The organism is Sphingomonas sp. FG14, from assembly GCF_057809675.1.
This window is the reverse complement of sequence record NZ_JBMDKK010000016.1, coordinates 1-19,312: the sequence shown is the minus strand read 5'-3', so window position 1 is coordinate 19,312 and position 19,312 is coordinate 1. Positions and strand designations below refer to the sequence as shown.

General features: G+C 67.1%; 13 protein-coding genes. 8 read left to right on the top strand and 5 right to left on the bottom strand.

What is annotated here, in order from left to right:
• Window positions 1-267: 267 nt before the first annotated feature.
• The 4 genes from ACODTA_RS24980 to bla form a co-directional block, all read right to left on the bottom strand.
• Window positions 268-2,613: a serine hydrolase gene (locus ACODTA_RS24980; protein ID WP_489069768.1), complete on the bottom strand. Its 2,346-nt coding sequence runs from the start codon at window positions 2,611-2,613 to the stop codon at window positions 268-270.
• A gap of 48 nt (window positions 2,614-2,661) precedes the next feature.
• Entirely contained in the window at window positions 2,662-3,951 is a 1,290-nt protein-coding gene (locus tag ACODTA_RS24975; protein WP_489069766.1) for an amino acid deaminase, read from the bottom strand.
• A 76-nt stretch (window positions 3,952-4,027) separates the two neighbouring features.
• On the bottom strand, window positions 4,028-5,698 hold the full coding sequence (locus ACODTA_RS24970) for an N-acyl-D-amino-acid deacylase family protein (protein WP_489069764.1): 1,671 nt from the start codon (window positions 5,696-5,698) through the stop codon (window positions 4,028-4,030).
• Between the two features lie 119 nt (window positions 5,699-5,817).
• On the bottom strand, window positions 5,818-6,843 hold the full coding sequence (bla, locus tag ACODTA_RS24965) for a class A beta-lactamase (RefSeq protein WP_489069762.1): 1,026 nt from the start codon (window positions 6,841-6,843) through the stop codon (window positions 5,818-5,820).
• A 216-nt stretch (window positions 6,844-7,059) separates the two neighbouring features.
• Between bla and ACODTA_RS24960 the strand changes: the two genes are divergently transcribed.
• Together ACODTA_RS24960 and ACODTA_RS24955 are read left to right on the top strand one after the other, a co-directional pair.
• Window positions 7,060-7,728: a helix-turn-helix domain-containing protein gene (locus ACODTA_RS24960; RefSeq protein ID WP_489069760.1), complete on the top strand. Its 669-nt coding sequence runs from the start codon at window positions 7,060-7,062 to the stop codon at window positions 7,726-7,728.
• A gap of 260 nt (window positions 7,729-7,988) precedes the next feature.
• Window positions 7,989-9,611 carry an N-acyl-D-amino-acid deacylase family protein gene (locus ACODTA_RS24955; protein WP_489069758.1) on the top strand — a complete coding sequence of 541 codons (1,623 nt, stop codon included), beginning with the start codon at window positions 7,989-7,991 and terminating at the stop codon, window positions 9,609-9,611.
• 276 nt (window positions 9,612-9,887) lie between these two features.
• Here the strand turns inward: ACODTA_RS24955 and ACODTA_RS24950 are convergent, their stop codons facing one another.
• Window positions 9,888-10,529 (bottom strand): helix-turn-helix domain-containing protein, encoded by a 642-nt coding sequence (locus ACODTA_RS24950; protein ID WP_489069756.1) that lies wholly within the window; start codon window positions 10,527-10,529, stop codon window positions 9,888-9,890.
• 191 nt (window positions 10,530-10,720) lie between these two features.
• Between ACODTA_RS24950 and ACODTA_RS24945 the strand changes: the two genes are divergently transcribed.
• From ACODTA_RS24945 to ACODTA_RS24920, 6 genes are all read left to right on the top strand, one after another.
• Entirely contained in the window at window positions 10,721-12,697 is a 1,977-nt protein-coding gene (locus ACODTA_RS24945; RefSeq protein ID WP_489069754.1) for a serine hydrolase domain-containing protein, read from the top strand.
• Window positions 12,698-12,725: 28 nt separating this feature from the next.
• A complete protein-coding gene (locus ACODTA_RS24940; protein WP_489069752.1) occupies window positions 12,726-13,742 on the top strand; it encodes a dipeptide epimerase in 1,017 nt (338 codons plus the stop codon).
• Window positions 13,739-15,049, top strand: a complete 1,311-nt coding sequence (locus tag ACODTA_RS24935) for a metal-dependent hydrolase family protein (RefSeq protein ID WP_489069750.1) — start codon at window positions 13,739-13,741, stop codon at window positions 15,047-15,049. Before ACODTA_RS24940 ends, ACODTA_RS24935 begins: the two co-directional genes overlap by 4 nt.
• A gap of 73 nt (window positions 15,050-15,122) precedes the next feature.
• Window positions 15,123-16,274: a dipeptidase gene (locus ACODTA_RS24930; protein ID WP_489069748.1), complete on the top strand. Its 1,152-nt coding sequence runs from the start codon at window positions 15,123-15,125 to the stop codon at window positions 16,272-16,274.
• 50 nt (window positions 16,275-16,324) lie between these two features.
• Window positions 16,325-17,365, top strand: a complete 1,041-nt coding sequence (locus ACODTA_RS24925; RefSeq protein WP_222989245.1) for an N-acetyltransferase DgcN family protein — start codon at window positions 16,325-16,327, stop codon at window positions 17,363-17,365.
• 94 nt (window positions 17,366-17,459) lie between these two features.
• On the top strand, window positions 17,460-19,106 hold the full coding sequence (locus ACODTA_RS24920) for an N-acyl-D-amino-acid deacylase family protein (RefSeq protein ID WP_489069746.1): 1,647 nt from the start codon (window positions 17,460-17,462) through the stop codon (window positions 19,104-19,106).
• Window positions 19,107-19,312 lie beyond the last annotated feature (206 nt).

Below are 19,312 nucleotides of genomic sequence, written 5' to 3'. Positions count from 1 at the left end.
CGCCATCCCACGCGTCATGCCAGCACAGGCTGGCAGACGGCATGGACCTGGATCGCCTCCTGGCCCCCGCCAACAGCATACAGCGCCGCCGCTCACACCGTTCGGGCTGAACCTGTCGAAGCCCTGCCCTTCTACTTCGGTGTCAAGAAAGGACGGGGCTTCGACAGGCTCAGCCTGAACAGAGCTTTGGTTTCATTCCGAACAGAGGCTCAGGTCCAACCCGAACGAGGCGACAGGCTTACGGGCGTCACCGACGCCCGCCCGCCATCACTTCCCCTTCTTGCCCAGTTCCTCGAAGGTCTGGTTGCCGATGGGATAGTCGCGCCAGTCGCCATAGTCGAAGTGCCACCATTCCTCGGGATAGACGTCGAAGCCCTCGGCCTCGATCGCGGAGCGCAGCACCTCGCGCAGCCAGCGCTGATGATCCGTCCCGCCCACGAAGTTGGAGTATGACCGCGTCGAGAACTCGTCATAGCGGCCCGTGGTCACGATCGGCTTGCCGGTCTTGAGCTCGAACATGGTGAGGTCCACCGCCGCGCCGCGATTGTGGCGCGATCCCTGCGAGGGATCGGCGACGAACATCCGGCTCGACGGCGGGCTGGCGTCCCAGAACATCTTGGTGACGAACCAGGGGCGATAGGCGTCGTGGATCAGCAGGCCGAACCCGCGCTTGCGCAGCGCCTGGTTGACGCGGCCCAGCGCCTCGGCCGCCGGGCGCTGGAGAAAGGCGGCGCTGCTTTCATACACCGGGGTACCCAGGAAATTATTGGTGCCGGCATAGCGGATATCGAGCCGGATCGTCGGATCGACCGATGTCAGCGCGACAAGATCGCTCGGCTTGGGCCGTGTTTCCTTTGGCGGCGATGCCTTGAGCGCTTCCGCGCGCAGTGCCGCCCCACCCGTCTGCATGTCCGACCGCACCTTCGCCTCGATCTCCGCACCGAAGTCGCGGCGCGGAAAGCGTATGCCGCTCAGGCTGAGCGCCGTCACCGCGCCCTTGGCGTTACGCTCGAACGTCAGCGCTTCGAGCGGATAGAGCCCCCCGGTTTTGGGGAAGGCATAGCGGTTCGCATCCACGCGCGTCAGCGGCATATGATCAACCCACTCCACCCAGGCAAAGGGCCGTCCATCGCGCTCGTAGATACGGATCACATTATGATCCCAACCATAATTGCCGACCAATGCCGCGAAATCGGCCGCAGGCTGGGGCGGTTCGGGCATGGTGCCGCGCGTGTAGCGCGTGCCCGCCAGATCGATCCATGATCCGTCGTCGGCGATGGCGAGCTTGTCGAAGCGGGTCTGCGCGTCCTCGACGATGAAGCCGCTTGCGGTGCGGCGGATATCGCCCACCAGCTCGGGCGCGTCGATGACGAGATGTTCGTTGTAGATGCGCGTGCTCACGCTGGCCTTGCCGTTGGTGAACCAGCCCGAAAGCCGCTTCGCGTCCGGCCCGGTCACCAGCGTGCCGGTGCCGAAGGCGGGCGGGTTGGCGCCCTTGGCGATCGCGGCCACCGTCCGCAGCGCATAATCGGCGAGCTTGCCCGCGCTGTTGCTGGAATCAACAGTGGCGAAGGCGACGACGGCGATGCCGGCGTCGGGCATGATCAGCACGTCGGTGACATGACCATAGATCGCGCCGCCATGGCCGACGACGCGCTGGCCATCGACCTGCGACAGCGCGAAGCCGATGCCATAGCCGCGTGTCGAGGCGTCGCCCGGAAACTGCCGGCGCCACATCTCGTCGAGCGTCGCGGGCTTCAGCAGCACGCCGTCGGGCAGCTTGCCGCGATTGAGCATCGCCTGCGCGAAGCGGCCGAGATCGCCAAGCGTGGTGAACAGGCTGCCGGCGGCGGGCGTGCCCAGCTCGATCGGCGGTGCGGGAATGCGCGGCCCGTCGAACGCCGCCATCTCGCTATAGGCGATGCGCCCCTTGAAGGGGGCGGCGGTCATCCCGCTGGACGCCATGCCGAGCGGACGGAACACCAGGGTCGCCACCGCCTGTTCATAGGGCATGCCGGTCACGCGGGCGACGACCTCGCCCACCACCGCGATGCCGGCGTTCGAATATTTGGTGATCGTGCCGGGCGCCGCGACCAGGCTGGTCTCGTTCAGGCTGAGCACGGAATCGGCCTGCCCCTTGGGCGCGATGTCGAAATAATTGCCGCGCGGCGCTTCGCGGACCAGGCCGCTGCGATGCGTCATCAACTGGCGCAGCGTGATCTGCCCGCCGAACGGATTGCGCGGCTTGAAGCTGGGCAGATAGGTGCTGACCGGCGCGTCGAGGTTCAGCTTGCCCTGTTCGACCAGCCGCATCACCGCGACATCGGTGAACAGCTTGCTGACCGATCCGGCGCGATAGATGGTTTCGGGCGTGGCGGGCACCTTGCCCTCCGCGTCGGCCTTGCCCCAGGCGCCCGACCAGCGGACGCCCTCCGGCCCGACGACCGCGACCGCGACCGAGGGCACGCGCTTGTTCTCGACTTCCCATTTCGCGGCCTCGCCAATCAGCGCGGCGGCCCTGCCCAGATCGGGGGCGAGGCCGGGATCGGCGGAGGCCGTGGCCGGCGCCATCGCCGGAACCAGGAAAAGCAACAGGACCAGGAGCTTCTTCACGCGTCTTCCCTTCACAACCTGCTTGAACCCGCGCCCATCAGGACGGCGTCAGAAGAATGTTCGTATCGCGCCCGTCACGCGAAGGCCATCGTCGACCAGATAAAGCGCCTGCCATTTGTCGAACGTCGTGCAGGGGTGCGAGACGCCAAAGGCCACCATGTCCCCCGGCTGGAGCGGGGAATCGGCGGGAATGTCGAGATAGGCGTGCTGATCGTCGAGCCGGACGACGCGGTGATCGGCCGGAATGGGCAGCATTTCCGCGTCGGGACCGGGGCGCGCCCATCCGAGCACGGTGGGCGGCGCGACGTCGTCGGCGATATCGCGCTTGCCCAGTCCGACGACGAGCCGGGTCGGCTCGGGCCGCGAATGGACATAAGCCCAGATTTCGAGCGCACCGCGCAGGCCATCCCCCAGGCTCGCCGCGACCGGCGAGCGGCGGATCAATCCCTCGACGAGCTGCTTGTAGAAATGGCTGTCGTGCACGATGTAGCAGCCGCTGCGCAGGATCACCGTATAGGGCCGCTCGACCGCGGCGGCGGCGAAGGTTTCGGCGACCATGTCGAACAGCGAGGATCCGCCCGCGGTGATGATCGGCCGGCCGGTGAAAAGCTGTCCGTCGCTGCACGCGTCGGCCAGCCCGACCACGCGATCGAGCAGCGCGCGCACCTGTGGATCGCGGCTTTCGGCGGGCGTGCCCTGGAACACGCCCTCGAACGCCTCCACGCCGCGCAGCGACAGCAGCGGAGAGGCGGCGATGCGATGGGCAACGGCCAAGGCCGCGTCATTGTCGCGGAACCCCGTGCGGCCGCCGGGAAAGCCCAGCTCGATCAGCACCTGAAGCGGCCGGCCCGGCGGATCGGCGGCGAGCGCGGCCTCCAGCAGATCGACCGAGGCGGCGGAATCGACGAGGCAATAGAAATCGAAATCGGGATCGCGGCGCAGCTCGGCCACGACATAGGCGATGTTCTGCCGCCCGATGAGCTGGTTGGCGAGCAGGATCGTGCCGATGCCGTGCTTGCGATAGGTGCGGACATGGCCGATCGTCGCGGCGGTCAGGCCCCAGGCGCCGTCCGCCATCTGCATCGCGAACAGGTCCGGGCTCATCGTCGTCTTGCCATGCGGCGCGATGCGCGCGCCCGACAATTGCGTGAACTTGCGCATCCATTCGCTGTTGTGGCGCATCGCCGATTCGCGCAGCACGGCGGCGGGCAGCATCAGATCCTCGCGCAGCACGTGCCAGCCCGCATCGGCCAGCGCGTCCGCGCCAATCTCCTCGCAATCCGCCGGCATGCCCTTCAGGCGCCAGTCGAGCACGGCAGCCGGCCGCTTGTCGGTCATTCTCTCGTCGTCTCCCTTCGCCCCGCCAAAGGCGGCGGGGCGCATATGCACATGTTCGGAAATGTCTGGCCGCGCCTCAGGACGCGGGCTTGCTGAAGCGGATCACCTTGCCGGCGCGCGCGCCCGTCATCTTGCCATTGTCGATCGCGAGCACGCCGTTGACCCACACATAATCCATGCCCGTCGAATATTGCGCCGGGTTCTCGAAGGTCGCGTGGTCCTGCACGGTGTTGGGATCGAACAGCAGCAGATCGGCGGCATAGCCCACGCCGATGCGGCCGCGATCGTACAGGCCGAGCCGGTTGGCCGAGGCGGAGGTCATCCGCCGGATCGCTTCCTCCAGCGGGATCACCTTTTCCTCGCGCACATATTTGGCGAGCACGCGCGGCATCGTGCCATAGGCGCGCGGATGCACGGCCAGCCCGTCGACATCGGGGCTGGCGGGCGAGGTATCGGTGTTGATCATCATGAACGGCGCGCGCAGGCCGATATGCTTCTGCTCTTCGTTCATGCTGAGCGGGGCGACGCCGACGCCGCCCGCGGCGATCGTGTCGAACACGAAGGTCCATTCGTCCTTGCCGCGTTTCTTCGCCGCCTGCGCGATGCTGAGCCCGACCAGGTCGGCGCCCAGCGCATCGTCGGTGATCTGCACATTGTTCCAGTCCTGGCCGACATGGTCGTACCAGTTCTCCCACGAGGTATCGGTCTCGACGGTCTTGCGCAGCGCCGCGCGCACCTTGGGATCGGACAGCGTCTTGTAGAAGGCCTGCGGCCCGTGCGCATAGGATTGCGGCGGCACGAACGAGCCCAGGCCGATGCCGTTGCGGATATAGGGATAGATGTCGGCGGTGACGTCGATGCCCGCCACGCGCGCCGCCGCGATGCGATCGACCGCCTTCTGCATCAGCGGCCAGTTGCGCACGCCCGCCGCCTTCAGGTGATAGATCTGGACGGGAATGCCCGCGCCCTGGCCGATCGCGATCGATTCATCGATCGAATCGAGCAGCTTGTTGCTCTCGTTGCGCATATGCGTCGAATAGAAGCCGCCATAGGGCTTCACCATCTTCGCCAGCTCGATCAGTTCGCCCGTCGTCTGGTAATTGCCCGGCGGATAGATCAGCGCGGTCGACAGGCCAGACGCGCCGTCGCGCATCGCCTGATCGACGAGCGTCTTCATCTTCTCCATTTCCTGCGGGGTCGGCGTGCGATCCTCCACGCCCATCACCACACGGCGCACCTGCGCGGCGCCAACATTGTGGACCACGTTCACCGGCACGCCCAGATCGTCCATGATCTTGAAATATTCGGCATAGGTGCGCCAGCGATAGGGCTTGCCCGCGATCATCACCGGTTCGGGCTGGGTCTGGTCGTTCTGCGGCGCGGGCGATCCGCCCTCGCCGCTCAGATGCACGGTGATGCCCTGGGTCAGGCGCGACTGGGCGGAGGCGGGATTGGTCAGATAGACCAGGGTGCTCTGCCCCATGAAATCCATGAAGCCGGGGGAAAGCACGCGATCCTTCGCGTCGATCACCTTTTCGGCGCGCGTCTCGTCCGGCTTCGACGCGCCGATCCAGACGATCTTGCCCTCGTCGACCGCCACGGCGCCCCGGAACCAGGGCGCGCCGGTGCCGTCCACGATCCGCGCATTGGTGATCAGATAATCCCATTTGCCCGCGTCGTTCGCCATCGCCGCGCCGTGCAGCGACAGTCCGACCAGGCCAACCAATGCCGCGATCCGCTTTTTCATGGTTCGACATGCTCCCCTGCTAGAAGCGCGGGAAGCTACGACGGAACGATCCGCCGGAAAAGCGAATTTTTCAAACACCGGAACAATTTTTCCGTTCTGAAAACGTGGTCAACGACGCGTCACCCGCCGAGCAGGAAATAGTCATATGCGGTGCGCGCGACATCGGCGATCACCCGGTCCTGCACCTCGGTGCCCTTGGTATCGCCCTTCACGAACACCGCGATCGCGAACTGGCTGCCGTCGGGCAGCGTCACCAGCCCGACATCATTGGCGATGCTCATCAACGTGCCGGTCTTGTGCGCGACGACGGTGTCGACGGGCAGCAGCCCCTTCAGCCTCTTGTCGCCGGTATGGCAGCGCTCCATGATCTCGATCAGCGTCTTCGTGCTCGCCGCGCTCACCGCCTTGCCCGCGCGGATCGTCAGCAACAGCTTCAGCATCGCTTCCGGCGTGGAGGCGTCGCGCGGATCATTGTTGAACGCGACGTTCGGCGCGCGCTTCTGGCTGCGTTCGCGCATCGCGGGGTCGGCCATCGCCGCCGCCCGGCGCTCGCGGAAGCTGCCCGGCCCCGGCGGCACGCCCAGCGCGCGCAGGATCAGCGGGCCGGTGCCGCCGTCGATCTGCTGGCCGGTGATGCCGATGCCGCGCAGCCACGCCGTCACCGCCGCCGGGCCGCCCGCCTCCGCCAGCAGCACGTCGGTCGCGGTATTGTCGCTGCGCGTCAGCATCAGTTCGAGCAGGTTGTGGACCGACAGCGCGACGCCGTCGTGCGGCGTCTGTTCGGCGATGCCGGCGGAATTGACGATCAGCGCGGGATTGACGGTGACGAGCTGGCCCAGCGTCATCTCCCCTTTGTCGATCCGCGCCAGGATCGCCCCGGCCACCGCGATCTTGAAGGTGCTCGCCATCGGGAAGGTCGTGCCCGCGTTGAGCAGCGCCGCGTCGGTGCCGCCGACACGCTGCACCGCCACGCCGACGGTGCCGTCGGTCTGCTTGGCGAGCTGCGCGAACGCCGCCTCCAGCCGCGCGCGGGCGCCCGCTTCCGCGCTTTTAGCGGCGGGCGCGGCCAGGAGCGGGGCCGGGATCGCACCGGGCATCGCGACCGCCAGGGCCGCCACGACGGGAAGAAAGCGCATGCGCCGCATCGATGATCCTTTCAGGCTGATGACATCGATCGCCCCCGGTTTCGTCCCGGCTTCCGGCGATTAGATCCGAAATGGTTGTTTCAGATTTTTCATATTTGTCAACTTGGGCGATCCCGACTATCCTGCGGCAGCGCGACGCCCGATCGGCGCCGCCCCGGGGGGACGATGACAGCTCGACAAGGCTCTGCTATTCGGCGAGGCCGGGAAAGGACGAGAATGTCTTCAGCAAATCATCGCGAGCCCTCCGGGCTTGCCCCAGCCACGGCGGAGATCGATCCGGGCGCGGTCCTGCGCGGCATCCGCACCGAACGCGGCTGGACGCTGGCCGAGGTCAGCAAGCGCACGGGCATGCCCGTCTCGACGCTTTCCAAGGTGGAAAACGGCAAGATGTCGCTCAGCTATGAAAAGCTGCTGCGCCTCAGCCGTGGCCTCAGCATCGACATCACCCGCCTGTTCGCCGCCAGCGCCCCGCCCGTGGCGCCCAGCGCCGCGACCGGCCGCCGCGCGATCACCCGCGCGGGCAAGGGGCCGTCGATCCGCACCGCCACCTATGGCTATGTCTATCCGGCGGCCGATCTGCTCAACAAGACGCTGAACCCGATGATCATCGACGTGCAGGTGCGCTCGATCGAGGAATTCGGCGAGCTGATGCGCCATCCCGGCGAGGAATATGCGCTGGTGCTGGAAGGGCAGTGCGAGTTCCATTGCGATCTCTACGCCCCCGCGCTGATGGGCGTCGGGGATTCCATCTATTTCGACGGGCTGATGGGCCATGCCTATGTCGCGGTGGGCGACGGCCCCTGCCGCATCCTCTCCATCTGCTCGGCGACCGACGCCGATCTGAAATCGGCGCTGAACCCGATCGAGACCTCCGAGGAAATCTAGAGCGATTCCGCGTTGGCCGTTTCCGGTCGACGGCCCGGAAAAATGCGGCCGTGAGGGGGCCGGGCGCTCCGGCTCGCCGTGGAAGCGTCCCAGGCGTTCGCACGCCTGACCGGGCGCTTATTTCCGCTTCGGAAACGAAAGTTGCGTTTCGGAAAATCCCGTGCGACTGTCCGCCGCGCGGCCGGGGGACTCACCCCGGCGACGCGACAGTCCGGTACCGCGCTTTCCCGAGCGGAAAAGCCGATCTCGAGGGGACATGCATGAAACGCCTTCTGCTTTCCGCCGCCGCCATGCTGCTGGTGTCCAACGCGCCCGCCCCGTCGGGGGCGCCGGAATATGACATCGTCATTCGCGGTGGCCGCGTGCTCGACGGCGCGGGCAATCCCTGGGTGAAGGCCGATGTCGCGGTGAAGGGCGGCGTCATCGTCCGCGTCGGCGACGTTTCAGGGCGCGGCGCGAAGGAGATCGACGCGCGCGGCCGCTATGTCACCCCCGGCTTCATCGACATGATGGACCAGTCCGGCCGCGTGCTGCTGAAGAATGGCGGTGCGGAGAACAAGCTGCGCATGGGCGTGACCACGGTGATCGCGGGCGAAGGCGGCACCCCCGTCGAGGCGAAGGACATCCCGACCTATTTCGACACGCTGGAGAAGCAGGGCATCGCCGTCAATTTCGGCACCTATTATTCGACGATGCAGGCGCGATCCAAGGTGCTGGGCGACGCCGCCGGCACGCCCAGCCCCGAGCAGATGAAGGTGATGGAGCAGGAGGTGGAGACCGCGATGCGCGCTGGCGTGTTCGGCATCAGCACCGCGCTCGTCTATTCGCCGAGCAATTTCCAGTCGACCGCCGATCTCGTCGCGCTCGCCAAGGTCGCCGGGCGCTGTGGCGGTTATTACGCCACGCACATGCGCGACGAGGCGGCGAAGCTGGTGCCCGCGATCGAGGAAGCGATCGAGATCGGCGAAAAGGGCGGCGTGAAGGTGGAGATCTTCCACCTGAAGGCCGGCTATCGCCCCGGCTGGGGCAAGCTGATGCCGCAGGCTGTGCAGGCGATCGCGGCGGCGCGCGCGCGAGGCGTGGACGTGGCGGCGGACATGTATCCCTATGCGGCGGGCGGCACCGGGCTCGACATCACCGTGCCCACCTGGGTCTGGGCAGAGGGCAAGGCCAAGGGCATCGAGCGGCTGAAGGATCCGGCGGTCCGCGCGCGGCTGAAACAGGAGGTGGCGGCGGGATCGCAGCCCGACTGGTCCAACTTCGTCGAGGCGGCGGGCGGCTGGGACAATGTGATCCTCGCCAACGGCCATAGCGACACCTATCGTCAGTATCACGGCAAGAGCATCGCCGCGATCGGCAAGGCGCTGGGCAAGGATCCCGCCGATGCGGCGTGGGATATCCTGATCGGCGCGCTGCCCAAGCGCGCGACCGCGCTCTATTTCATGATGGGCGAGCCCGATATCGAACTGGCGATGCGCCAGCCCTGGGTCAGCATCGGCAGCGACGCGGGCGCGGCGGAGGTCTATGGCCAGGTCGACGGGCTGGGGCTGCCGCACCCGCGCGCCTATGGCAATCATGCGCGCGTCATCGCCGAATATGTGAAGCGCCGCCCGGTGCTGACGCTGGAGGACGCGGTCCGCAAGATGACGAGCTGGCCGGCCGAACGCATGGGGCTGAGCGACCGTGGACTGGTGCGCCAGGGCATGCGCGCCGACCTGCTGGTGTTCGATCTCGCCAAGGTCGACGACGGCGCCAGCTACGAAAAGCCGCTGGCATCGCCGACCGGCTTCGACGACGTGATCGTCAACGGCGTGGTGGCGATCGACAAGGGCCAGATCACCGGCGCGCGCGGGGGCAAGGTGCTGCGCCATCGCTGTAGCTAGGATCAATCCAGGCGCCGGCTTTCGTTGTTCGAGGCCAGGGCCTTTATCCTGGCACTGCGCGGAAGAAGAACAGGGCTTCGACAGGCTCAGCCCGAACGGGGTTGGTCGGCTGAGCCCTGTTCTGACGAAGAGGCGCTTTCACTCGCTCCGTTCGGGCTGAGCGTGTCGGGGCGAAGTCGGCCGTAGGCCAACCCCTGCCTTTCTCTTTCAAAGCCCGGCGAAAGCCAGGTTTGGACAAGCCCGGCCGATTGGTTCCGGCGACCGCCGCCTTCCGGATCAGATCCCGCCGCTCGCGTCATCTCCGTGCAGGTTCATCAGCGAATCCATCAGCCCGTCCTCGGCGCTGGAGCAGCAGGCGATCACCAGCGCCTCCTCGCAATCCTTGCCGACGACATAGGCGTGGCCCATCGTCGAATCGATGTAGATCGACTGGCCTTCCTCAAGCGGGATGGGGTCGTAGAATTCGGTGTGGACGACGATCCGCCCCTTCACGACATACACGAATTCCTCGCCGGGATGGCGCACGGGCTCGCCGAACTCGTCGACCGATTTGGCACGGATCCGCGTGTAGATCGGGATCATGCGCTTGCGGCGCAATTCGGTGCAGAGATAATAATAGTCGTAATTGGCGGTCTGCACGCGCACCGCGCTGGCGAGATCGCCGACGCTGCGCCGCGCGGTCACCGGCGCGTCGCCGCCGGCCTGCGCGTCCTCCGCGAACAGTTCGGACATGCGGATATTGAGCCGCTGGCTGAGCTGGAGCAGCTTGTCATAGGTGAGCGTCAGCCGGTCATGCTCGACCTTGGACAGCGTCGAGATCGGGATGCCGCTATGATCGCTCATCTCCTTGAGCGTCCAGCTATTGCGCGTGCGCAATCCGCGTATCAGCGCCCCCAATGTGGGTTGCCCCCCCTTCATCGCTTCGCCCCCTCGAGAATTTTCAAATTCGACAAACCACTGATTGACAATTTTCCAAACAGGACCATTACTGCCCAATCAGGATGTAATCCGTCGTTCTTTGCTGCGCACGATATCTCCGCAGCCGCCCAAGCGCAATCAATTGCCTTGCCGGGCGGGCCACGGCGAATTTTTTGGGAAGGGGGTTGATCATGAGGCGTCTGAAACTTGCTTTCGCGGCATTGATCGGCCTGGCCGCATCGCCCGCCGCCACCCAGGCGCCCGCCACGCCCAGGCCCGCCGCGCCCGCGCCTGTTACGGTCTCGGCCCCTGCCGCCGCCGCCACGACGCCCGTGCTGACCAAGGCGGATGCCGATGCGTGGCTCGACGGCTTCTTTCCCTATGCCCTGCAACGTGGCGACATCGCGGGCGGCGTCGTCGTGATCGTCAAGGACGGCCAGGTCGTCACGCAGCGCGGCTATGGCTTCTCGGATGTCGACGCGCGCAAGCCCGTCGACCCCGAAACCACGATGTTCCGCCCCGGATCGGTCTCGAAACTGTTCACCTGGACCTCGGTCATGCAGCTCGTCGAACAGGGCAAGCTGAACCTCGACGCCGACGTGAACACCTATCTCGATTTCAGGATCCCGCCGCGCGACGGCAAGCCGATCACGCTGCGCAACCTGATGACGCACACGCCGGGCTTCGAGGAAGCGGTGCGCGGCCTGATCGCCAGCGGCACCACCGCCACGCCGCTGGACGCGGTGCTGAAGCGCTGGACGCCGAAGCGCATCTTCGATCCAGGCACGACGCCCGCCTATTCCAACTATGCCACCGCGCTCGCCGGCTATATCGTCCAGCGCGTATCCGGCATGCCCTTCGACGATTATGTCGAGCGCAACATCTTCGGCCGGATCGGCATGACGCGTTCCAGCTTCCGCCAGCCGCTGCCCGCCAGTCTCCAGCCGCTGATGTCCAGGGGTTATCAGCTCGGCTCCGGCAAGCCGATGCCCTACGAAGTCATCGAGGCGGCGCCGGCGGGCAGCCTGGCCGCCACCGCGTCCGACATCGCGCGCTTCATGATCGCGCATCTCGCCCAGGGCGGGCCGCTGCTGTCGCCGCAGACCGCGCGGACGATGCACACCACCTATCTGGACATATTGCCGCCGCTCAACCGCATGGCGCTGGGCTTTTACGAGCAGAACCAGAACGGCCACCGCGTGATCATGCATGGCGGCGACACGCGCCTGTTCCACAGCGCGCTGTGGCTGTTCATCGACGACAATGTCGGCATGTTCGTGTCGCTCAACAGCACCGGCCGCGACGGCGCGACCGGGGCCATTCGCGGCGCGCTGCTCGCGCAGTTCGCCGATCGCTATTTCCCGGCGCCCCCGCCCAAGGACGGCAGGGTCGACGCGAAGACGGCGGCCGAACATGCGCGCATGATGGTGGGCAACTATATCGTCAGCCGCCGTTCGCAGACGAGCTTCCTGTGGGCCGGCGCGCTGATCAACCAGATCGAGGTGACGCTCAACCCGGACGGCACGCTGCTGATCCCGTCGAGCAAGACCATCGGCGGCGCGCCGCGCAAATGGGTGGAGATCGCACCCTTCGTCTGGCGCGAGGCGGGCGGCGAGATGCGGATGGCGGCCAAGGTCGTCGACGGCAGGGTGCAGCGCTTCAGCTACGATCCCGGCGCGCCGATCTCGCTGTTCGAACGCGCGCCCTGGTATGCGGACAAGGGCTGGCTGAACCCGCTGGCATGGGTGGCGTTCGCCATCCTGCTCATCACCGCCCTCTCCTGGCCCGCCGCCGCGATCGCCCGGCGCATCTATGCCGCGACGCTGCCGCTCACAGGGCAGGATCGCAGGGCCTATCACCTCGTGCGCGGCTTCGCGCTGGCGGCGCTGCTGGTCGCGGGGGGCTGGGCCTATCTGCTCAGCATCATGGGCGCGAACCCCAACAACATAAACGGGGCCTATGACACGCATGTCATCCTGCTCCAGATCCTCGGCCCCATCGTCTTCTTCGGCGCCGTCGGCATCGCCGCCTGGAACGCCTGGCGCACCTGGGCGGGCAAGCGTTCCTGGATCGCGCGGATCTGGAGCGTGCTGGTGCTGCTGGCCGCCGCGATCCTGTTGTGGGGCGTGGTCAGCTATGGGCTGATCGGCTTCGGCCTAGACTATTGATCCGAACAACCAAGGAAGGAAAACTGGCGTGAACGCCCTTACTCTCGATGTCGCAGTGGAATCGCTGCCGCTGGCGAAACCGTTCCGGATCTCCGGCCATGTCTTCACCGAATCGGACGTGGTGGTCGCCACCCTGTCCGACGGCGTCGCCTCCGGGCGGGGCGAGGCCTCGGGCGTCTATTATCTCTATGAGAACGTCCCCGCGATGACCGCCGCGATCGAGCGCGTCCGCGCCGAGATCGAACAGGGCGTCACGCGCGAGGCGCTGCGCGACCTGCTGCCCGCCGGCGGCGCGCGCAACGCGATCGACTGCGCGCTGTGGGAGCTGGAGGCGCGCCGCACCGGCCAGCCCGTCTGGGCGCTGGCCGGGCTGGAAGCGCCCAAGCCGCTGCTCACCACCTTCACGCTGGGCGCCGACGATCCGGCGGTGATGGCGGATGGCGCGCGCGCCTTCGCCTCCGCCCGCGCGCTGAAGCTCAAGCTGACCGGCGACCTGGATATCGATATCGCGCGCGTCCGCGCGGTGCGCGCCGCGCGCCCCGAATGCTGGATGGGGGTGGACGCCAATCAGGGCTTCGCGATCGACGCGCTCGAAACGCTGGTCGGCGCGCTGGTCGACGCCGATGTGAAGCTGCTCGAACAGCCGCTGCCGCGCGGGCGCGAGGCGGATCTGGACGGGTTCGAATGCCCCATCCCGATCGCGGCGGACGAAAGCGCGCTGTCGCTGGCCGATGTGCCGGGGCTGATCGGCCGCTTCGACGTCGTCAACATCAAGCTCGACAAGTGCGGCGGGCTGACCGAGGGGCTGATGATCGCCCATGCCGCGCGCGAAGCCGGCCTGGGCGTGATGGTCGGCAACATGGTCGGATCCAGCCTCGCCATGGGCCCCGCCTTCATCCTGGGCCAGCTTTGCGACATCGTCGATCTCGACGGGCCGATCTTCCTGGCGGCCGATCGCACCCCCGCGATCGATTACAGCGGCGGCCTCGCCTGGTGCGACGAAGCGATCTGGGGCCGCGCGGCCGAAATGGCGGTGCCGGCATGAGCGCGCGCCACACGCTTCGCCGGCTGGCGACCGCCGCTGCGGCCACCGCGATCGTCTGGGCCGCGGCGCCCGCCGCCGCGCAGGCGGACGGCACCACCTATATCCAGGCCGGGCGCCTGCTCGCCGATCCGGCGAGCGGCCGGGTGGAGCAGGGCAAGACGATCGTCGTGCGCGACGGCCGCATCGCCGAGATCCGCGACGGCTTCGTCGGCGAGGGCAAGGTGGTCGACCTGCGCGACGCCTTCGTGCTGCCCGGCTTCATCGACAGCCATGTCCATATCACGTCGGAGAACGGGCCGAACGCCCGGCTGGACGCGGTGACCAAATCGGATTCGGACGTGCTGCTCGACGGCGTCGTCTATGCCAGGCGCACCGTTCGCGCGGGCTTCACCACCGTGATCGACCTGGGCGGCACGCCCGAGGTGACCTTCGCGATGCGCGACGCGATCGCGGCGGGCAAGATCATCGGCCCGCGCATGATCGCGGCGGGCGGCGTGGCGGCGCATGGCGGCCATGGCGACATCCAGGGCTATCGCCAGGAGATCCTGGACCTCTACCGCTCGCCAACCCTGTGCTCGGGCGCCGACGATTGCGCGCGCGCGGTGCGCCAGGCGGTGCAGAGCGGCGCGGACGTCATCAAGACCGCCTCCACCGGCGGCGTGATGTCCGCCACGGCGGCGGGCGTGGGCCAGCAGATGAGCGACGCGGAACTGACCTCGCTGGTCGAGACCGCGCACCGGCTGGGCCGGCAGGTGGCGGCGCACGCGCACGGCACCGACGGCATCAACGCGGCGCTGCGCGCGGGCGTCGATTCGATCGAGCACGGCACCTTCCTCGACGCCGAATCGATCAAGCTGATGAAGGCCAAGGGCACCTACCTCGTCCCCACCCTGCTTGCCGGCGATACCGTCGCGCGCCAGGCCAAGACGGCGGACTGGATGCCCGCGCCCGTGCGCGCAAAGGCGTTGCAGGTCGGCCCGCTGATGGTCGACGCGGCGCGCCGCGCGCGCGTCGCCGGGGTCAAGTTCGCCTTCGGCACGGACAGCGGCGTTTCGGTCCATGGCGAGAACGCCAAGGAATTCGCGCTGATGATCCAGGCGGGCTTCTCCCCGCTCGACGCGATCCGCTCCGCCACCGTCTGGGCCGCCGATCATGCGCGCCTGTCGAACGAGATCGGCACGATCACGGCGGGCAAGGCGGCCGACATCATCGCGGTGAAGGGCGATCCGCTGAACGACGTGAAGACGCTGGAGACCATGGCCTTCGTGATGAAGGGCGGCGTGATCGCGCGCGCGGTGGGGGATTGATGCACTTTGGTTTGACCTTTTCCCAGTGGGACAATATGATCCTGATCAGGATCATAGAATCAGGGGAGTGACAATGCAGCAGGACAAGGGACTTTCACGACGCCGGATGCTCGGCGGCGGTGCTGTAGCTGTCGCCGCGGTCGCCGGTTTTCCGATGATCAATCTCGGCCAGTACCGGCTGAACGCGGCCTCCCCCAAGACCTATTCGAAGCGGGCGGTCGATCTCGTGCGCAAGTCGCTCGTGATCGACATGCTGGCGCCGATCAAGCTCGACTTCCGCCCCGAATATTTCGCGGCGCCGCTGAGCGAGAAGGACGCAGCCGAGTTCCGCGCCAGCGGCATCACCGGCTTCCACAATGCCGTGGGCGTCGGCGGCGCGGACGCGCGTTCCAGCGTGCTGGAATGGATGAACGCGTGGCAGGGCTTCGCCGGCCGCAATTCGCACGTCTTCTCGCTGGTCGGCCTTGCCACCGATCTCGACCGCGCCAAGCGCGAGGGCAAGTGCGCGGTGATCATGGGCCTGCAGAATTCGGACCATTTCGAAACCGTCAAGGACGTGAAGACCTTCTACCAGCTCGGCCAGCGCTGCTCGCAGCTCACCTATAACAGCCAGAACCGGCTGGGATCGGGCAGCACCGACCGGGTCGATGGCGGCATCAGCGATTATGGCGCCGCGATCATCAAGGCGATGAACGAGGTCGGCATGCTCGTCGACGTCTCGCATTCCGGCGACAAGACCACGCTCGACGCGATCGACATCTCGACCAAGCCGATCGCGATCACGCACAGCAACTGCCGCGCGCTCAACGACCATCCCCGGCTGAAGCGCGACGAGGCGATCCTGGCGCTGGGCAAGAAGAGCGGCGTGATGGGCATCACCGGCGTCCGCAACTTCGTCAGCGGCAAGGAACCGACGACGATCGTCGAGATGGTCAATCATATCGACCATGTCGTGAAGCTGATCGGCGTCGACCATGTCGGCATCGGATCGGACGCCGATCTCAACGGCTATGACGACATGCCGGCCGACCAGTACAAGATGCTGAAGAGCGGCTACAAGGAAAGCTACGCCTTCCGTGACAAGCTGGACACCGACGGGTTCGACCAGCCGATGAAAATGTTCGACCTCACCGAGGAGCTTATCCGCCGCAATTATTCCGACGCCAACATCTCCGCCATTCTCGGCGGCAACTTCCGTCGCCTGCTTGGCGACACCTGGCTTTGACCCTTTCCATTTCCACACGGTCCTGAACGGACCCCAGACAGAGTACTCGCATGAACGCTCAATTCGATCCCGAGCAGGGATCAGCCATCCGACTCCCCCAGCCCTACCTCCTGTTCCTCGCGGACACGGTTGAGCCCGGCTTCGCCAAGACGGCGTTCGGCCTGCGCGACTGGGCGGGCGACAAATGCGTCGGCGAGTTCAGCATCGGCGCCACGGTCACCACCGGGCTGCCGCACATGACCCCGGCCCAGGCCTATGCGGCGGGCGCGCGCGCGCTCGTCATCGGCGTCGCCAACAGCGGCGGCGTGCTGGCGCCGAACTGGGTCGCCTCGCTGGTAGAGGCGCTGGAGGCCGGGCTCGATATCGTCAGCGGCATGCATGTGCGGCTGAGCGACATCCCGCAGCTCGCCGACGCCGCCGCGCGGCTGGACCGCCGCCTGATCGACATCCGCGTCCCCCCCGCCGGCCTGCCCGTCGGCACGGGCCGCAAGCGTTCGGGCAAGCGCATCCTGACGGTGGGCACCGATTGCGCGCTGGGCAAGAAATACACCGCGCTCGCGCTGGCCAGCGCCATCGCCGAACGCGGCATTCCCGCCGATTTCCGCGCGACCGGCCAGACCGGCATCATGATCGCGGGCGGCGGCATGCCGATGGACGCGGTGGTTTCCGATTTCGAGGCGGGCGCCGCCGAAATCCTGAGCCCCGACGCGGCCGACGATCACTGGGACGTGGTCGAGGGCCAGGGCTCGCTGTTCCACCCGGCCTATGCCGCCGTCTCGCTGGGCCTGCTCCATGGCAGCCAGCCCGACGTGATCGTGGTCTGCCATGAGCCGGGCCGTGACGAGATGCTGGGCACCGCCGGCTACAAGACCCCGTCGATCGAGGAGACGATCGAGCTCAACCTGATGCTCGGCCGCCGCACCAATCCCAATATCCGCTGCGGCGGCATCTCGATGAACACGTCGAAGCTCGATGCCGATGAAGCGGCGCGCGTGATGGCCGCCGAAAGCGAGCGGCTGGGCCTGCCCGTCGCCGATCCCATCCGCGGTGGAGAGGCGTTCGCGGCGCTTGTCGAGAACTGCCTGAAATGAGCATGGCCGGGGCCATGGCGGACGCGCGACACGCGTGCCCGCCTGGCCCCGGCTTCATGCCGACCGCGCCCTCCCGTCCCCAGGAGTTTCCCCAATGACGCTTAATCCGCGCACCCTGCGCCGCGCGCTGCTGCTCGGCTGCGCCGCCGCGCTGCTCGCCTCCAACGCCTCGGCCCAGTCCGGCGCCCCCGAATATGACATCGTCATCCGTGGCGGCCGCGTGCTCGACGGCGCGGGCAATCCCTGGGTGAGCGCCGATGTCGGCATCAAGGACGGCCGCGTGACCAGGGTCGGCACGATCGCCGCGCGCGGCAAGCGCGAGATCGACGCCAAGGGCCGCTATGTCGCCCCCGGCTTCATCGACATGATGGACCAGTCCGGTGAGGTGCTGCTGGAAAACGGCACGGCGGAGAACAAGCTGCGCCAGGGCGTGACCACGGTGATCGCGGGCGAGGGCGGCACCCCCGTCGAGGCCACGAAGATCCCCGCCTATTTCAAGCAGCTCGAAACCCAGGGCATCGGCGTCAATTTCGGCACCTATTACGCGACCCATCAGGCGCGCTTGCAGATCATGGGCGACAAGGCCGGCGCCCCCACCCCGGCGCAAATGGCGGCGATGGAAAAGGAAGTCGGCATCGCGATGCGCGCCGGCGTCTTCGGCATCACCAGCGCGCTGATCTATCCGCCCAGCAGCTTCCAGACCACCGAGGACCTGATCAAGCTCGCCAAGGTCGCCTCGCAGTGCAACGGCTTCTACGCCACGCACATGCGCGAGGAGAGCTCCAAGCTGATCCCCGCGATCGAGGAAGCGATCGCGATCGGCGAGAAGGGCGGCGTCAAGGTCGAGATCTTCCACCTGAAGAACGCCTATGCGCCGCAATGGGGCAAGGGCATGCCCAAGGCGGTGGCGCTTGTCGACAGCGCCCGCGCGCGCGGCGTCGATATCGCGGCGGACATGTATCCCTATCCCGCCGGCGGCACGGGCGTCGAGATCACCGTGCCCAACTGGGTATGGGCCGACGGCGTCGAAAAGGGCATCGAGCGGCTGAAGGATCCGGCGGTCCGCGCCAAGCTGAAGCAGCAGGTCGCGGCGGGATCGATGGCCGACTGGTCGAACCTGGTGGAAGCGTCGGGCGGCTGGGACAAGGTCGTCCTCGCCAACGGCCAGAACCCCAAATACGAGAAGTTCCACGGCAAGAACTTCGTCGAGATCGGCAAGGCGCTGGGCATCGATCCGGAGGACGCGGCCTGGAACATCGTGATCGAGGCGTATCCCAAGCGTTCGATGGCGCTGTATTTCATGATGAGCGAGCAGGATATCGAGACCGCGCTGCGCCAGCCCTGGGTCAGCATCGGCAGCGATGCCGGCGCGTCGGCGGGGCCGGGCAAGATCGATACGCTGGGCCTGCCCCATCCGCGATCCTACGGCACCTTCCCGCGCGTGATCGCCGAATATGTGAAGCGCCGCCCGATCCTGTCGCTGGAACAGGCCGTCCGCAAGATGACCGGCTGGCCCGCGCAGCGCATGGGCCTCAGCGATCGCGGCCTGATCCGCCAGGGCATGCGCGCCGACGTGGTGGTGTTCGATTACGACAAGCTCGACGACGTCGCGGGCTGGACGAACCCGACCGATTTCCCCACCGGCATCGATACGGTGATCGTCAACGGCGCGGTCGCGCTCGACCAGGGCAAGCTCGGCAACGTCAAGGCCGGAGCGGTGCTGCGCCACGCCTGTAGCTGACGGCCCCTTCAAAAGCTCCCAGCGACCAGGGCGATCCCGCAAGGGGTCGCCCTGGTTTTTTGTGGGGGGCCCCTTACCGTCGCTCCAGCGAAAGCTGGAGCCTATACGATCGTCGAGCCACGGTGCAGTCGGAGGCATCGCATGGGCTCCAGCTTTCGCTGGAGCGACGGCGAGATTTGTGGATCGGAAACACCTCGTCATGGGGG

Excerpts from the sequence above, each read along its gene's own strand:
- ACODTA_RS24950 (WP_489069756.1), bottom strand. The coding sequence starts at position 10,529 with ATGAAGGGGGGGCAACCCACATTGGGGGCGCTGATACGCGGATTGCGC.
- ACODTA_RS24975 (WP_489069766.1), bottom strand. The coding sequence starts at position 3,951 with ATGACCGACAAGCGGCCGGCTGCCGTGCTCGACTGGCGCCTGAAGGGC.
- ACODTA_RS24945 (WP_489069754.1), top strand. The coding sequence starts at position 10,721 with ATGAGGCGTCTGAAACTTGCTTTCGCGGCATTGATCGGCCTGGCCGCA.
- ACODTA_RS24955 (WP_489069758.1), top strand. The coding sequence starts at position 7,989 with ATGAAACGCCTTCTGCTTTCCGCCGCCGCCATGCTGCTGGTGTCCAAC.
- ACODTA_RS24970 (WP_489069764.1), bottom strand. The coding sequence starts at position 5,698 with ATGAAAAAGCGGATCGCGGCATTGGTTGGCCTGGTCGGACTGTCGCTG.
- ACODTA_RS24920 (WP_489069746.1), top strand. The coding sequence starts at position 17,460 with ATGACGCTTAATCCGCGCACCCTGCGCCGCGCGCTGCTGCTCGGCTGC.
- ACODTA_RS24930 (WP_489069748.1), top strand. The coding sequence starts at position 15,123 with ATGCAGCAGGACAAGGGACTTTCACGACGCCGGATGCTCGGCGGCGGT.
- ACODTA_RS24925 (WP_222989245.1), top strand. The coding sequence starts at position 16,325 with ATGAACGCTCAATTCGATCCCGAGCAGGGATCAGCCATCCGACTCCCC.
- ACODTA_RS24960 (WP_489069760.1), top strand. The coding sequence starts at position 7,060 with ATGTCTTCAGCAAATCATCGCGAGCCCTCCGGGCTTGCCCCAGCCACG.
- ACODTA_RS24935 (WP_489069750.1), top strand. The coding sequence starts at position 13,739 with ATGAGCGCGCGCCACACGCTTCGCCGGCTGGCGACCGCCGCTGCGGCC.
- bla (WP_489069762.1), bottom strand. The coding sequence starts at position 6,843 with ATGCGGCGCATGCGCTTTCTTCCCGTCGTGGCGGCCCTGGCGGTCGCG.